The 13,919-nt window shown below is 64.1% G+C and carries 16 protein-coding genes; 4 read left to right on the forward strand and 12 right to left on the reverse strand.

The genetic code is table 11. The features are described from left to right. Positions 1-12: 12 nt before the first annotated feature. From RL72_RS07905 to RL72_RS19150, 8 genes are all read right to left on the reverse strand, one after another. Positions 13-468: a hypothetical protein gene (locus tag RL72_RS07905; RefSeq protein ID WP_156156729.1), complete on the reverse strand. Its 456-nt coding sequence runs from the start codon at positions 466-468 to the stop codon at positions 13-15. An 85-nt stretch (positions 469-553) separates the two neighbouring features. Next, positions 554-1,270: a hypothetical protein gene (locus RL72_RS07910; protein WP_045250288.1), complete on the reverse strand. Its 717-nt coding sequence runs from the start codon at positions 1,268-1,270 to the stop codon at positions 554-556. Then, a complete protein-coding gene (locus tag RL72_RS07915) occupies positions 1,267-2,355 on the reverse strand; it encodes a hypothetical protein (RefSeq protein WP_156156730.1) in 1,089 nt (362 codons plus the stop codon). Before RL72_RS07915 ends, RL72_RS07910 begins: the two co-directional genes overlap by 4 nt. A 5-nt stretch (positions 2,356-2,360) precedes the next feature. Next, a complete protein-coding gene (locus RL72_RS07920) occupies positions 2,361-3,134 on the reverse strand; it encodes a hypothetical protein (RefSeq protein ID WP_045250290.1) in 774 nt (257 codons plus the stop codon). 95 nt (positions 3,135-3,229) lie between these two features. Further along, on the reverse strand, positions 3,230-3,493 hold the full coding sequence (locus tag RL72_RS07925) for a hypothetical protein (RefSeq protein ID WP_045250291.1): 264 nt from the start codon (positions 3,491-3,493) through the stop codon (positions 3,230-3,232). A gap of 59 nt (positions 3,494-3,552) precedes the next feature. Beyond that, complete coding sequence (locus RL72_RS07930; RefSeq protein ID WP_045250292.1) at positions 3,553-3,798, reverse strand: hypothetical protein; 246 nt, start codon at positions 3,796-3,798, stop codon at positions 3,553-3,555. 14 nt (positions 3,799-3,812) lie between these two features. Further along, positions 3,813-4,658, reverse strand: coding sequence for a SprT family zinc-dependent metalloprotease (locus RL72_RS07935; RefSeq protein ID WP_045250293.1), 846 nt, complete (start codon positions 4,656-4,658; stop codon positions 3,813-3,815). Between the two features lie 300 nt (positions 4,659-4,958). Next, a complete protein-coding gene (locus tag RL72_RS19150) occupies positions 4,959-5,663 on the reverse strand; it encodes a DapH/DapD/GlmU-related protein (protein WP_052674255.1) in 705 nt (234 codons plus the stop codon). A 187-nt stretch (positions 5,664-5,850) separates the two neighbouring features. Between RL72_RS19150 and RL72_RS19785 the strand changes: the two genes are divergently transcribed. After that, positions 5,851-9,273 carry an NACHT domain-containing protein gene (locus RL72_RS19785; protein WP_156156731.1) on the forward strand — a complete coding sequence of 1,141 codons (3,423 nt, stop codon included), beginning with the start codon at positions 5,851-5,853 and terminating at the stop codon, positions 9,271-9,273. Positions 9,274-9,326: 53 nt separating this feature from the next. Here RL72_RS19785 and RL72_RS07950 read toward each other — a convergent pair whose 3' ends face one another. Continuing rightward, positions 9,327-9,602, reverse strand: coding sequence for a helix-turn-helix transcriptional regulator (locus tag RL72_RS07950; RefSeq protein ID WP_045250295.1), 276 nt, complete (start codon positions 9,600-9,602; stop codon positions 9,327-9,329). A 125-nt stretch (positions 9,603-9,727) separates the two neighbouring features. Between RL72_RS07950 and RL72_RS07955 the strand changes: the two genes are divergently transcribed. Next, a complete protein-coding gene (locus tag RL72_RS07955; protein WP_156156732.1) occupies positions 9,728-10,486 on the forward strand; it encodes a hypothetical protein in 759 nt (252 codons plus the stop codon). Between the two features lie 236 nt (positions 10,487-10,722). Next, the gene (locus RL72_RS07960) at positions 10,723-11,118 is read left to right on the forward strand and encodes a hypothetical protein (protein ID WP_045250297.1); all 396 of its coding nucleotides are present in this window, start codon (positions 10,723-10,725) and stop codon (positions 11,116-11,118) included. 26 nt (positions 11,119-11,144) lie between these two features. On the opposite strand, the gene RL72_RS07965 is transcribed toward RL72_RS07960, so the two are convergent. From RL72_RS07965 to RL72_RS07975, 3 genes are read right to left on the reverse strand one after another with little or no spacing between them, the layout of a single operon-like run. Next, positions 11,145-11,669, reverse strand: a complete 525-nt coding sequence (locus RL72_RS07965) for a hypothetical protein (protein WP_052674256.1) — start codon at positions 11,667-11,669, stop codon at positions 11,145-11,147. Next, positions 11,666-11,932 carry a hypothetical protein gene (locus tag RL72_RS07970; protein ID WP_156156733.1) on the reverse strand — a complete coding sequence of 89 codons (267 nt, stop codon included), beginning with the start codon at positions 11,930-11,932 and terminating at the stop codon, positions 11,666-11,668. Before RL72_RS07970 ends, RL72_RS07965 begins: the two co-directional genes overlap by 4 nt. A 25-nt stretch (positions 11,933-11,957) precedes the next feature. Continuing rightward, positions 11,958-13,205: a hypothetical protein gene (locus RL72_RS07975; protein WP_156156734.1), complete on the reverse strand. Its 1,248-nt coding sequence runs from the start codon at positions 13,203-13,205 to the stop codon at positions 11,958-11,960. Between the two features lie 478 nt (positions 13,206-13,683). On the opposite strand from RL72_RS07975, the gene RL72_RS20545 reads away from it, so the two are divergent. Then, positions 13,684-13,818 carry a hypothetical protein gene (locus RL72_RS20545; RefSeq protein WP_282955662.1) on the forward strand — a complete coding sequence of 45 codons (135 nt, stop codon included), beginning with the start codon at positions 13,684-13,686 and terminating at the stop codon, positions 13,816-13,818. Positions 13,819-13,919 lie beyond the last annotated feature (101 nt).

Raw genomic sequence — 13,919 nt, forward strand, 5'->3', positions numbered from 1 at the left:
GCCCTGAGGCACCTACTGGGTGCTGCGGTGAAAGAGGGCGATCTTGTCGCCGGTGTCGATCACCACGAGCCCGTGTCCGCGCAGGAGGTCCTGGACAATCTCGTCACCGGTGGCGAGAAGGTCCGCGAACGGCCGTCCCGTCTTCTGCTCGCGCTTGCGGATCCAGCGGGCGTCGCGGTGGACGAACTCGGTGATGTGCCGGGCGCAGCGGTCCCAGGTCGCGAAGGTGTCGATATACGCGTGGTCGAACTGCTCGATCAGTGACTTCTCCGCGAACGTGGCACCGTCGTGGAACAGGGCGAACGCGGCGACGGTCATCGCGTCGTGGATGTCCATCAGGACGGTCAGTTGCTTCAGCGAAGCGGGGTGCAGCGTCATCGAGATGATCGTGATCATGGCCTTCTCGGCGTGGTTCAACGGCTCATCGTCGTGGCGGCAGCCTGCGCAGTGTTGAGGGTTGGTGTTCATGGTTTCCTCCTTCCAGGGGGTGAGTTGATGTCCGGGGACTGACAGCGGGAGCGGTCAGCGGTGCCCGTCTATGAGGCGGTCGAGATCATTGACTGGGGGAGCGGCTCCGAGTGGTCCGGAGACTTGCTCGCCGTGATCCACGCCGCCCGGTGGCCAGCGAGTGCATCAGCGCGGCGGCGACGAACCCGGGTGGGCTATCCGACGCGATCCGGGTCACGGTGACGTTGGGAAGCTCCGTCAGCACCATGGGCGGGTCTGCGTTCAGTGCGACTGCATGCACGAGGCCGGGGAACGCGCGGATCTGGTCATAGGGCTGCATCGGCTGGGCGTCGGTGAGCTCGAAGTCCGAGAAGATCGTGCAGCGGACGACGCCGCCGTGCTCACGAGCCAGGCGGAGCGCTGCCCCCATCGCCGGAGCCAGGCAGCTCGACCCGTGCGCGGCGTGCGGCACCGCGAGCGAGGCCAACACCTGGTCGCGGTTCCTGGCGCGGTCGAGCCGGTACGGGCCGTCCATCTCGATCTGTGGGTAGTCGAAGTGAATGACGGCGACCTTCTGCCGGGAGGAGGTCGTCCAGTTCGACAGCACCTCGATGGCGTGCCGTGCTTCTGCGTACCGGTTCCCGACCGGGTCGTTGCCTCCGGGGGCGGAGAGGGATCCGGAGTCGTCCATGATGACGATGTCCAGGGTCGAGTTGAGGGGATCCAGACCGGGCCAGCCGAGCCGAACGTACCCAGGCCGGTTCGTCGGGCCGCTGAGCGTGCCACCGGCGGTGAGGCCCGGGGGCTGCAGGATGGTGTTCATCCGTTCACCGCCTCTCGGCGTGGCATCTGGCCACTGATCGCAGCCGGGCGTCCGGGAGCGGCTCCGTGACCGGCATGGGACGGATTCCGGCGCAGGATGCCCCACTTCAGCGCACTCACCCGGCGGGCCGCCGCGTCACCACGCTCGGCGTGCTCGGTGAGGATGCTGCCCTCAGCGGTCGTGGCGGCGGCATGGATCTGGATGGTGTCGTGCTGGCTGTACTGAGCGTGCTCGGCGACCGCACGGGCGTAGTCGGCTTCGGCGTGTTCGATGAGGTCGGCTACTTCGTCGGCCCCTGCGTAGGAGAGGAGGAAGGAACCGCCCGCGACAGCCAGGGCGATGCCACCGAACACGATCCCGACGAACGGGTCATCGACGGCGGAACGTAGTGCCGCGATCCCGATCCCGATCATCCCCGCCGTTCCTGCTGCAACGAGCAGCATGCGCTTCAACGCCCCACCGACCGGCTCCAGGAACAGGTGCGGGAAGTTCTTCTGCTCGTCCGACGGTTCCGGGACGGCCGCCTGACGCTGACGACGCTGTTCCCGATCCCGGACATCGACCCCCAGCAGGCCTGCGGCCACGGTGGCGACGGCGGCGCCGGCGGCGAGGGTGAGCGCGATAGCAGGGAGTTCGCCTAGCCAGATCGCTGCGGTGCCGAACCCGACGACATCGCTGCAGAGCAGCCCAGCCTTCCCCGCCTGATACCAGAGCTTGGAGGCCTTCGCGCGGCGACGAAACGGCGTCAGCACCTGGTTGGCGCACAGCCGTCGCTCCAACGCATCCGCCACGATCCGACGGTGCTCGGTCACAATGCTGTTGACCTCGTCCGCGGCGAGCTTGGTGCGCGCGGCCTGCACCGCGGTGTCACGGGAGGCGCTGGTGCCGGTTGCGTCCCAGAGGTGCTGCTGCTCGGTTTCGAGTTCGTCGTACTCGTCCTCGACCCACAGGTGGCCGATGGTGTTCGGGCGGACGAGCACACGGGCTTCTTCAGCGTGAGGAAGGACGACGTTCTCCGCGGCGGCTTCGGCTTCCCCGGCGATGACCAGCGGGTCCAGCGACGGCGGGCTCGGCGTGGTGGCCATGACGGTCACTTCCCTTCGGTGGAGATCTGGCAGGACGCGGCGTGCGTGTTCTCGCAGATCCGCTGCCAGAACACGGTCACGTTCTCGATCACGGCCGAGGGGATCTCCCCGGACGCTTCCCGGCCGATCCCGACGATGCTGACCTCAGCGCCGGTGAGGTCTGGGACGCGCTGGGCGTCGGCGAGAGCGGTCGCCGCCGCGGGCGTGGTGACGGTCGTCGGGTCCGCGCCGATGTTCGTGAGGCCGTCGGTAAGCAGCAGATCCACCGGGGTGTGGTCCGGGTGCTGGGTGTTCCCTTGCTGCAGCAGCGCCAGCATCCCGAGGATGTCGGAGCCGTTGCCTGCCAGGCCAGCGAGTGCCGGGTCGTACTGGTCGGTGATGGTCTGCAGGGTCTGGTCGGCGAGCTTGCCGGCCTTGCGGAGCTTCGCGTTGTCTGTCGGCGCGTCGGCGTGCAGGTCGCCCTCGAACAGCGGGACGGTGCCGCCGGTGGAGGACGCGAACCCGAACACGCGCAGGTGCCCACCGCAAATCGCGGTACGCCGGACGTAGCCGGAGATGATGCGCAGGTTCTCCGCCTTCGCCTTGGCGGACTGAAACGAGCCGGTGCCGTCGATCCCGATGGTCGTGGCGATCGACGAAGACGGGCACGCGGCCGCGATCTGCGCGTCGGACTGCCGGCTTCCCGCCCCGCTCGTGCCCGTGCAGGCGGTGAGCGTCGCGGTTGCGGTGAGGGTCAACGCCGCGACAGCGGTCGCGCGGCGTACGGTGAGAGACGTCATGAGACGGTCCTTCCTTGAACTGTGACTGGTGATGGGTGGGTGTTTGGTGACACGGGGCGGCTCAGTTGGCGCTGAGCCGCCCCGGCTTGGGAGAGCTACTGGTGGCGGTCCCAGGTCTCGGGGTGGGAGTTGACAGCCTCGAGATCCGGGACGAGCACCTCCAGTGCGTCGAGAAGCCCGTTCACCGCCGTGTCGACGGCCTGGCCGTGGCGGACGGAGAAGGCCAGGACGACGCGCTTGAGGCGCTGGATGTTCTCCAGCGTCGCGAGGGTCTGATCAAGGACACGGTCGACGACCTCGGCGGCGATTTCCGCGCGCTGCTGGCCGTCGAGTTCCTGGAGATTGATGGTGGTGACCATGGGCTCGTTCCTTTCGGTTGTGTGGTTGGGATGGTCAGGTCAGATGGCGGTGGTGTCGGTCACCGCTCCGGTTCCGCCGTGAGTTCGAGGTACTCGACGGACAGCAGCTCGACGACGCCGCGCAGATGCTCCAGCCGCATGACGACCCGAGGGTCGCGCGGTACCTGCGGCAGCTCGAGCTGCTGGCGTTCGTCGATCTGGCGGTGCACCCGGAACAGCGAGGCGTTCGCTTCGTCGAGTTCGGCGCGGAGACGGATGTTGTAGAGGTGGAGGTCGGGCTGCGGGTTGCGGTGCGACGTGGGCATGGCGGGTGGTCCTTTCAGGAGCCGATGGTGAGCGATGGAGCGGGCACGGGCAGTGCTTCGGGGCGGCCCGGGGAACTTGACCAGAACGGTTGAGACTCCGCCGCGCCGGTGGTCGTGGTGAACGGCTGCTGGCAGGCACCGCACCAGACCGTGCCCATCGCCCACTGCCCGACCGACATCCGCACCGTGCGGGCACGACCAGCGAGCAGGCACTGGCACGACGCGAAGACGTACTTCCCGTTCGCCGACGCCGGCATCGCCGAGGAGATCGAGCCCGAGCCGACGCTGTCCTCGACGTGCTGGGGCCGAGGCTGGCCGGCGTGAAGCCGCAGCGCCTCGTCCATTAGGGAGACCAGGTCGGCGTTGAGGATCCGAGCCTCGTCGGTGAGGGCGTCGGTGACGAAGCCGTGTGGGGCCGGGTTCGGACGGACGATGTGGCAGCCGAGCCCAGCGGCGATCTGGGCGAAGCGGCGCGAGTGGTAGCGGCCCCGGTTCGAGGTGTCGCGGATGCCGTTCTCGTGCGCGTAGAGGTGCGCGAGCTCGTGCGCCAGCGTCACGACCGCGTCCTCACCCGTCGACACCGTGGGGTGCCCGCAGCGGCGGTCCGCGTTCAGGTGGATCTCGTGCAGGTCGGTCCCGTCGAGCGTCCAGGAGCCAGCGGTGAACGTGCCGAGGCGGGTGCGAGCCTGGCGGCCCACGATGACGACCGCGCGGGAGAGGAACAGGTCCCCGATCCCGGGGAGCGCGCTCTCGGCGCGAACGGCGAGCTCGGCGGCCGTCCGGTAAGCGGCGTGCATGAGCTTCGCGTGGTGACGGACGGGAAGCTCCGGCGCCTGGAGAGAGAGCTCTGCGGTGGTCATGAGGACTATGGAACGCGTCCTCAAATCCTCAGCAACCCCGAATTTTCCTCACTGAGCTTGAGGATTTGAGGATCGGGAAAAATACCTGTCTAGATGGAATAACCGACCCGCAGAATTTGTCCGGACTTCTTCGTGCGCGGGTGGTTCTTGCGTGGCGCCTCGGGTCGCCAAAGGCTCGCCCAAATTGAAAGGCCCCCGGTCTCCGTCGCCACCGTGCGGTGGGAGGAGGCCGAGGGCCTTGGTGTCGATCGAGATCTTCGAACTGAGATGGGTCGGGTCAGGGACTCCGGATCGAGGCAGCTACTCCTCGTCCTCGTCCTTGCGCGTGAGCGGCTCGCCGTTTACAACGCGAGCCTTCTCTCCAATGAAACTGCCGGGCCCAAGGACGATACCTCCGGAAAGCACGGCACTCTCGCCGATCACCGAATCGCGCCCGATCTTGATCCCGGACTCGATCTCGACGAAGCGGCCAATTCGAGAGTTCTTGCCGATGATGACGTTCGCCCCAATCGTGGCAGCGTAGTCGATCCAGACGCTGTCGCCGATGACGCTACCGCGGATGACCACGCTGCGACTTTTGACTCTGACGTTCTTGCCGATGATGGCGTTGGGGCCAAGGATGGCCTCGTCGCCGATCACCGAGCCGCGGCCGATCTCTGTGCCGTAGCCGATCTCGACGCCCGCGCCGATCTCGACGTTTTCGCCGACCTCGACATTCTGGCCAATATTAGCGGTACGGCCGATCCGTACGTCGTGGCCGATGATGGTGTCTCCTTCGATCTTGACATTCTCACCGACCTCGACATGCTTGCCGATCGCAGCGCCACGGTCGATCCGTGACTTGTCGCCGATGATGGCAGCCGCCTCGATTCTGACGTCTTCGCCGATCGCAGCGTGATCGCCAATCCTGACGTTCTTGCCGATCATCGGGTAGTGACTTGCCGCGTTGCGGTTACCTATCTCGGCGGTGCTGCTGATGATCGCGGTGGGGTCGATATAGCTCATGAATGACTCCTTTGTTGTCGTGTTCCGCACGAAACGGGGTCATCCTGTGCTGGCGACCGATCAGCGAACAGCGGGGAGAATCACGCAATTCGATGGTCGGTCACCATCAGCAGTTGAGCGCGCTCATATTAACATAAATGATAATCATTGTCAATAAGTGGAGTTCGGGATGCCATAGCATGACCGCATGACGAAGGGGCCGTCGCCGAGCGAACTTTCCGCACTCGCAAAGGAGCTGGTTCAGCCGCTTGCCAAGCAGGCGCTGACGCAGCAAACGGCGATGTCGATATTCCGAATCGTTACCAAAGGCACGAAGAGCGCTGGGACCATGGTGGGCTTCGAGGGTTACGAAGCGGACATCGTCCTCGAGGAACTCAAGGCGTTGCTCGAGGAGTCGACGAGGGCAGAATCGAACAAGCCGGACGGCTACCTCCTCGCTGCGCGCTGGCTTCTTGCGATGGGGCGTGACAGGGACCCGAGCAAGTTCGACTTGACCGCGGCGCTGAGGGACACCGGCCTGCAGAAGTTGCCATTGAATATGGCAAGCAAGGTCAGCCTGGAAAAACAACTTGAAGACGGGAAGCGGGGTATTCACAGCCACGTCGCCTTCTTCTGTCTCAAGCGAACCGCCGCCTGGTCGCGGGAGAGTCCGAAATGGACGCACAATGGCTTCGACCAGGGCATGGAATCGCCGAGGGCGCGCGACGTCGCTCGGGTTATGGCGCTGGCAATTCGGGCACGGTATGTGCGGCTCAAGACGGACCCCGAGTTCTTTGCCAATCGAAAAGCAATCTGGACTCGCCTTCAGGAACCTCCGGTGCCAGCCCCGGCCGCTCGGCCTTTGCCACCGTTCTTCTACGAACTCGCAGACCGGATTGATCAACCGACAGAGGGGTACCCTGAGCGTTTGAAGCCCAGCTGGCTCGCGAAGTCGTTGACGCTGAGCCCGCTGGGCAAGCAGGACCCGAGCGAACGAGCTGAAGATCTGTACAGCAGCTATTCTTCGCGAGGCGGCAGGCCAGCGGATGAAGTCGTACGAGGGTGGCGGCTGGTTGTGCTTGGTAACCCGGGCGGCGGAAAGAGCACGGTTCTCGCGGCAACCGTTGCCGACCGGATTCGGAACCACCATGCCCCAGCGATCCTGGTACGCCTGTCGACACTGGCTGCCAGAGTAGACGATATTCAGACGTTCGAGTCACTCCTGACGCTCATCGTCAAGATCGTCAACGAAGAGCATGGCCTCTCGATTTCTGACAATGACCTACGCCATATCGTTCGTCCGCTTGCGACAGCACCGAACGCTTTGCTCGCACTCGACGGCTTGGATGAAGTAATGCCCGAGCATCGCCCGCGGGCTATCAGAATGATCACGACCCTCACGAGGCATCCGGGCCCAGTGATGATTTCCTCTCGTCTCACCGGCTATGCCAAGCCGGCCCATGACTGGAATGAGACCCATGTCGATGAGCTTTCACCGCAGAGTGCTCAAGGCTTCATCGAGGAGTGGTTCCGAGATGGCAATCTCGCGGGTCTGAAGCGTGCAAGCAATGCGCTTTCATCACCGAACCATGCGGGCCTTTCGACGGTTCCAGTGCTGGTGGGCATCGTCGCTTCCGTTGCGGAGGCGAACGAGGTGCCAGAGACCCGCGCGGAACTGTACAGGGCATATGTGGAGCAGTTCCTCCAACAAAAGTGGAAAGCTCCCGATCAACAACCTCAACTTCACGAGATCCCGCCAAGGTATGACATTGCCAAAGAGGTTGCCATGGCAATGGCAACCGGTGAGGGCGGGCAGCTTGACGGCGCCAACTGGACGGACACGATCGTCTACAGGCACCTCATCGATGCGACGACGACAAGCGATCCAGGGTTGGCGCGGCGGCTGGCGGAGAATCACGGACTTCTGACGGCTCAGTCTTCCCCGGGCACCGCTATGAGCCCGAAGTTCCCCACGATGGGCCAGAAATACCGCTGGCTCCACCGAACGGTGCACGAGCATCTCGTGGGAGCAGCGCTGGCCGACCGAGTTCGAGCATCGAGAGATGATCTTGGCGGACTGGATGCGATCCTGCTCGGACCGAAGCAATGGGATGCACCGCTCAGGCACCTCATTGGGCTTCTCAGCGAGGCGGACAGATCGCTGCTGTTCAAGCGTGTGGACAAGCTCGCCGTGATCGGCGACCCGGGTCGGGTCCTCGAGACTGTTCGGGACTCGCTGGCTGAGGCCCTTCCCGCTGGTGACGCGTACCGAAAGGAGCTCGCTCGAGCGCGTTTCGCCGAAGGCCAGCCCTACAGTGCGCTCCTCCTGGATGAAGGCTATCTCCGCTCGCAGCTTGCTGGAGCCCTCCGGCGCAAAGACAAGGCAGTACTTCGGTGGGGGATCGGATTGCTCCCGGATCGCCTCGACCTTTCCGAGAAGGAAGTCCGTGAGCTGATTGCCGCGCAGCCCGCGGGCGAAGGGCGCTCGGTAGCGCTCTACAGTGAGGCTTTGGCACGGCTCTCTGCCCACGATCCCGACGATGCACTGCGCCTGCTTGTCGAAGCCGCCAGAACGAACGACGTCGAACTGCCATGGGACCGATGGCGCATGCCACCATCCGCAGATGCCGTCCGGTCCGCGGCGGACCAGGTCGCCGGATGGGAAGCGTGGAAGCGCATACCCCTGCTGGCGTTCCTGAGCCACACGGGTGGTGACCTCTCCCCGAGTGAGCAACCCGATGGCCCGCTGCCCGCATCCGACGTCGGTGCGGCGCGCGAGTACCTGCTCCGCGTAAGGCCGCTGTTCGATGCCGAAGCTGCTCCCAGCCGGGCGCATCTCGAACCGCTTCGTGCTTTCTGGAGGGGTGACTACGGAGCGGAGTTGGCATATATTGCCGCCGGCCTGGTGGGTGATCTGCCTGAGGATGCCAGCGCCAGCGAAGGTGCTCAGCTCCAGCAGGCCGTTGCACGGCTTCGAGCTGCGCAACCTGAACGGGACTTTGGTGCGGATGAACCGACGCGGGCCATGCAATCCCTGAGACGGATGAGTTCGGAGACCATCCGGCACGTCGACACCCTCACGGAGTTTGTATCCGCGGCTACCCGGTGCGTTGAGAACGCCTCAGGTGTGCCGATCGAATGGGCTGTTTCGATGCAGGCGCGAGTCCAGCCGGATGCGACGCGGCGGGCACCCAGAGGACTTGGCCTGCACCAGTTGGGTGCGGTGGAGGCGATTTCCGACAGCCTCCTGAAGATCCTGCTTGCCCGCCCAGATGAGACCAAGCGGGTCGTCTTGGAGGATCATCCAAATGTATGGCCGGGCGAACGCGGCGTTGGGCATGACTTTGCGGTACTGGCAGCGCTGAACAACGCAGGCTTGCTGTCGCCAGGCGACACCGCCGCATTCATTGGTTGGGCGGCAAAGAAGGGGACAAGCGTGCTGTGGAGCGTGCCGCTGGGGGCGGATGCCGAGTCAGTCCTCCAAATCGTCGATGCGACCTGTTCTGACGCTTTTGCCGTTGATCGCTCACGATTCAGTGTCCAACTCGCCGAGCTTGGACTTCTACATCGCTGGCGGACGCGCATCCTCGAGGCAACAACCGACCTTGATCCTGGGTGGATCCGCAAGTGACAGACGGGCCGGCCAGGCGCACTCAGCCGGCATTACCGATTTGAGGATGTTGCCTATCGCCCGACCGCGATTCCTGGCGGCTTCGGGGGAAGGAGCTCCCGTACGTCGAGTTCGAGGATCTCCGCGAGCGCGACCAGCGTCCGCAGTCGCGGGTTCGCCGGCGTACCGGGGTTGGACTCGCCCTTCTCCAGCTTCCGGTAGGTGAAGCTGGAGATCCCGGCTGCGTGCGCGGCGCGCTCCTGGCTGATGCTCTTCGTAGCGCGGGCGCGCTGGAGGTTGATTCCAAGTTGGCGAGCGTAGTCGTCCCAGGTTTCCGATGCAGGAGGCATCACTCCAGCCTGAACATGCGGTCTTCCAATATGCGCATGTATACATGCGCATTTTCCGGTACTCTGGCGACGCCTGGATGACCGGACACTTGGGGGTCGGTCGCCACGACGGCGAAAGGACGGGCATGAAAAAGTCATTCGCGGCCGCAGTTCTACTGGCCGGTGTTGTTGCCTTGTCAGGTTGCAATGGCGGGGCCACCGAGCAACGCCCTGTTGCGAAGGCGGACGCCGCCACGTTGGAACCGACATCCGAACCCACGCCGACGCCCACCCCAACACCAGAGCTCTTCCCGGTGATCGGATCTTTCACGAGCGACGTGGCCAACGACACTGGGTACACGGCCAAGATCAGTGCGACCTGGAGTTCCTTGGTTCGGCTGTCAGCTGCGGACGCGAAGGCGAAGCTTCCGGAGTGCGCCAAGTGGATCGATTTGATCTACAAGGGCGGAGCCACCGACGGCATCGTCTACGTCGCACGCGTGACGGGCACTATCGAGTACCCGAGCGTCAACGGCTTCCAGTGGCCGGCGGGCGAGGATATCAACCTCGCCATGACGAAGATGGGCTCGGGGAACGCGCAGGCCACTTGCGAAGAGCCCTACATCGACAAGACCACCGGGACGATGCCTGCAGCGCCTGAAGGTGGCGCGTTCGTGCGCACGGCTATCTGGCCTGTCTCCAAGACGCCCAAGAACCCGGACGCTGAGCTTCGCCCGGCACCGGGCTCGGGCCTTGCGAGCCCCGAGGTTCCGGTGCAGGACTACATCAACTCCGACCTGCGCATCAGCACCTTCCAGAAGGTGACTTGCACCAACGCGTCCGACGTGCAGAGCGCATACGGCAATGCCTGCCGATTCTCGATGCCGATTCCCGTCGGCCAGTAGTCCGTGGCGCTGACCTTCCGTTCAGACAGATCCACCCTCCCACGATTGGAAATCGCGTGAGAAACGCGCATGCTCTCAGAGCCGTTGCAGTGGCATCCCTCTTGTTGCTGACCTCATGGGTAGTGTCCGGATGCACGTTCGCAGACTCGTCGGCAAAGCCAGTGGCGGCGTCGTCGTCAGCGTCAACGGCGCCAACCGCTGCTCCGTCCGTCGCTGCTCAAGAAGAGCCCAAGCCCGTGGCAGCGGCTGTCATCCCATGTTCCGATGCGGTCCGAGTCGCGCAACTGCAGTACTACGCCGGCGCGGAAGAGGTCTCGTTGGATCAGTGGTTCCCACAAGCCGACCCATCGAGTGCGCTCGCGTCCGCCTGTTATGTGCGGTCGAAGTTTGGCGTTTCGGGGCTGCTACCCGGCAGTGACGCGGTGACGGCACGACTCGTCAGCGAGTTGGAGGCGCTCGGCTGCGCTGAGAATCTCGGCGTACCGTACAAGTCGGGGGATCTCTTCTGGACGGCGCGGTGCTCGGGGCCGGCGACCGCGGTTGGCGTCCACTGGCTTAACCCGACCTTCGTAGCTAACAAGTTCCACAGCGACGTGATCACCGGTGACTTCGTGGAGATCAGCCTTCAGTAGCGCAGATCACGCCTTAGTAACGCAGATCACGCCTTCCGATTGGCAAACGGCCATCGCCCATGCTCCGACCGTGCAGCGAAGTCCGCGATGAGATGGTGCTCGAGCGCCGCGACGTAGGCGTCAGACTCGTCTTCCGCCGGTCGCCAGCACACCAGCAGCTCGTCGGCATCGGTGAGCTGGAAGATCCAGACTCCGCCACCGTGGTTGTCTGCCGCGCCCGTGCCGGTTCGCCGGAACTGCTTGAGGCGCCGGTGAATGCCATCTCTACGCGCGCCGTGCGTCGCGAGACCGATGTAGATCACTTCCGCACCCGGGATCCAGTTTTCAGAGAGCCGCTCGATCCGCTCGGTGAAATCCTTCGTCTTGCCTGCCCTGCTTGCCGTAAGAAAAGCGGGGGCTGTAGTCGCAGAGCGCAGCACGACGTAGACGCCCGGCTTCTTCGAGGCCCCTCGCGAGCGGAGTGCTTCGAACGTGACGAAGCCTTCAAAGCCGGCCTCCTCGAGGCCAGCCCGCGTCCACGTTGACGGCGTCGCGCTCGCGAAGTCCATCATGGCTTCACCACCCGCAGGGCGAGGCCAGCTTCGACGAGCTCATCGACCGCGGCCTGGATATCCGCAACATCTTCGTATGGGTCGTCGAAAGGATTCACTGGCTGGCCTTGTTCGGCAACGAGCAGGGTGAAGAGCCCTTTCGCAATGAGCGACAGATTCGGGTCTGCCAGAACGTGGTCGGGCACGACGACGTTTGCCACGTCGTCGTGCACTGGCCAAAGCCCAGTCGCGGCGATCCAATCCTCCGGCAACGGTGCGCTCATGACTTTCACGGTAGCGAAGATGCCGTCACCAGCGCTGGGGGTTTCGCGCGTCCCACTCGCGCCACTCTTGGTAGCTGAGATCAGGGCGATCGCCGCGGGGGAGTGGGAAACTCGCGAACGGGTCGGACTCGGTGAGGTACTGTTCGGCCCACTCGACGTACCGTGTCAGCTGGTCGTAGTACTCGGCCGTCTGGTGCTGTGGAAGGGTCTCCCGAAGCTTCGCCACCACCGGCACGAGCGCCTGGTGGCGTGCGTGCTCTTTCGCGAGATCCAGTAGCTTTTCGCGCCAGTGCCCATAGGCAAGGGCGCGCACGCGGAGCGCTTCAGCGCGTTCGCGTGCTTTGGCTGCTTCGATTTCGCGGAGCCGCTGAGCTTCGGCTCGCGCTACGGCGTCATCGCTCAACTGCTGGACGCGTTCGAGGGCTCGTAGCAATTTGTCCTCGATGCGCGTCGCGACGGTGTCCTCGAGAACCAGTGATCCGTAGCGGCCTGCTCCGACCTCAAGTCGCATCTTGTCTGTGTCGACGTAGTCGTACTTCGGCGGGTATGAGTATCTTCCTCGTTGCTTGTCCTCGCGCTCCTTCTCGGTCAGTACATGGTCGACACGTCGAGTCTTCATGCGCAGTCGGATCGCAGCCGGGTCGTGGCCGGCGTCGATGAGGAACAGATCCCCACTTGGCCAGTCCCTCTTTCGCGTCGTGTAGTAAGTCGCGGGGGTCATGGTCGACAGCTGCGGCGTCACCGTCCATCCGCGGCGAAGTGATTCCTGCACCAGGGCGTGGAGGATCAGTAGTGCCCGCCGGTGTTGCTCGTCAGGAACGTCAAGTCGCTTCCGGTACTTGACGAGTTCGCGGATTGCCGGGTGAGCCCGACCGATCTCGGTCGGCATCGGAATCGTCTCGATCTTCACAGGTGGCTTCGCGGACGTTGCCGCCATCGCACCGTTGTCGGTGGAATCAGCTGTCGCGCTGGACGCACCCTCCGGCGTGCTCTGGGCAGCGTCCGCACTGGAGGCGGTTTTCTGTTTCCGCACAGTAGCGGTGTCCGGTGGCGCGGGAGCTTGGGGATGATGCCCATGGTCGAGGTAGAACTGTCCCTTGGGATCAAGGCTCGCTGTCCAGTGCCCCTTGCGACGGTCGAGTTCAATGAGTCCACGATCACGCAATGAGATCGCGGACTGCTTGAAGTTCGGTGACGGCGGATGCTCCATGTCGCATCCGTCAGCGATCCATCGCAGTACCGCGAGTTGCGCTTCGTTCAGGTTGAGATCCACGATCTCCAGTCTCACGACCCAACTCTGCAGCGTCGAGAGCCTGTCTCAGAACACCGATCTAGACGAGTTATCCACAGGTGGACGCATGTTCTAGCAGGCTTAGTAGTCCACAGATTGGGGATAAGAATCACATCGATGTAGTTCGAAGGCTCTCAAAAGAGCCCAGAAGTACCCCAAATTCGCCGTAGAACGCCTCGTGTGGCCCGAAAATGGCCCGAGTGGGCATCCACGCTATCCACAGGATGCCGATCGCTCAGGAGGGCTCCTAGCCGTTCAATGTCCGGTACGCGCACTAGACTGAGACACACAAACAAGAGCCCCGATCTGACTGTCGGAGCGGAGCTCTTCATACAGGTCAGATCGGGGCTGAGTTGTCTTGGCGGACTACTTGACTCTAGACGCTCCATAGCGGCTGCGCGAGCCGATTTCAATCGGTTCGCGTGATCTGCCCTCCTCTTCAAGCAGGAAGGAGCGCACCATGGCGAAGGCATCGTCACGGTCGTCCAGTAAGCCCTCGAAGGCAGCGCTGAGCAAGGCGGGACGGACCCTCGCGTCCAACTCGTCGAGCAAGCCCGCCAAGTCGAAGGCCGGATCGACGCTCGGCAAGGGCTGAGACGTGGGGAGGGTCGGTGACATCGTCTCCGGCCCTCCCTGCCACTCATTCTCGTCGAGAACGTGTCGAGCCTTCGTGAATGGCTCGCTCTTCCCTGCTCC

It is taken from the genome of Microbacterium azadirachtae, assembly GCF_000956545.1.
GTDB classification, from domain to species: Bacteria; Actinomycetota; Actinomycetes; order Actinomycetales; family Microbacteriaceae; genus Microbacterium; species Microbacterium azadirachtae.

Excerpts from the sequence above, each read along its gene's own strand:
- RL72_RS19785 (WP_156156731.1), top strand. The coding sequence starts at position 5,851 with ATGACGAAGGGGCCGTCGCCGAGCGAACTTTCCGCACTCGCAAAGGAG.
- RL72_RS07905 (WP_156156729.1), bottom strand. The coding sequence starts at position 468 with ATGAACACCAACCCTCAACACTGCGCAGGCTGCCGCCACGACGATGAG.
- RL72_RS07955 (WP_156156732.1), top strand. The coding sequence starts at position 9,728 with ATGAAAAAGTCATTCGCGGCCGCAGTTCTACTGGCCGGTGTTGTTGCC.
- RL72_RS07970 (WP_156156733.1), bottom strand. The coding sequence starts at position 11,932 with ATGAGCGCACCGTTGCCGGAGGATTGGATCGCCGCGACTGGGCTTTGG.
- RL72_RS07930 (WP_045250292.1), bottom strand. The coding sequence starts at position 3,798 with ATGCCCACGTCGCACCGCAACCCGCAGCCCGACCTCCACCTCTACAAC.
- RL72_RS07925 (WP_045250291.1), bottom strand. The coding sequence starts at position 3,493 with ATGGTCACCACCATCAATCTCCAGGAACTCGACGGCCAGCAGCGCGCG.
- RL72_RS07950 (WP_045250295.1), bottom strand. The coding sequence starts at position 9,602 with ATGCCTCCTGCATCGGAAACCTGGGACGACTACGCTCGCCAACTTGGA.
- RL72_RS20545 (WP_282955662.1), top strand. The coding sequence starts at position 13,684 with ATGGCGAAGGCATCGTCACGGTCGTCCAGTAAGCCCTCGAAGGCAGCG.
- RL72_RS19150 (WP_052674255.1), bottom strand. The coding sequence starts at position 5,663 with ATGAGCTATATCGACCCCACCGCGATCATCAGCAGCACCGCCGAGATA.
- RL72_RS07965 (WP_052674256.1), bottom strand. The coding sequence starts at position 11,669 with ATGATGGACTTCGCGAGCGCGACGCCGTCAACGTGGACGCGGGCTGGC.
- RL72_RS07910 (WP_045250288.1), bottom strand. The coding sequence starts at position 1,270 with ATGAACACCATCCTGCAGCCCCCGGGCCTCACCGCCGGTGGCACGCTC.
- RL72_RS07915 (WP_156156730.1), bottom strand. The coding sequence starts at position 2,355 with ATGGCCACCACGCCGAGCCCGCCGTCGCTGGACCCGCTGGTCATCGCC.
- RL72_RS07920 (WP_045250290.1), bottom strand. The coding sequence starts at position 3,134 with ATGACGTCTCTCACCGTACGCCGCGCGACCGCTGTCGCGGCGTTGACC.
- RL72_RS07935 (WP_045250293.1), bottom strand. The coding sequence starts at position 4,658 with ATGACCACCGCAGAGCTCTCTCTCCAGGCGCCGGAGCTTCCCGTCCGT.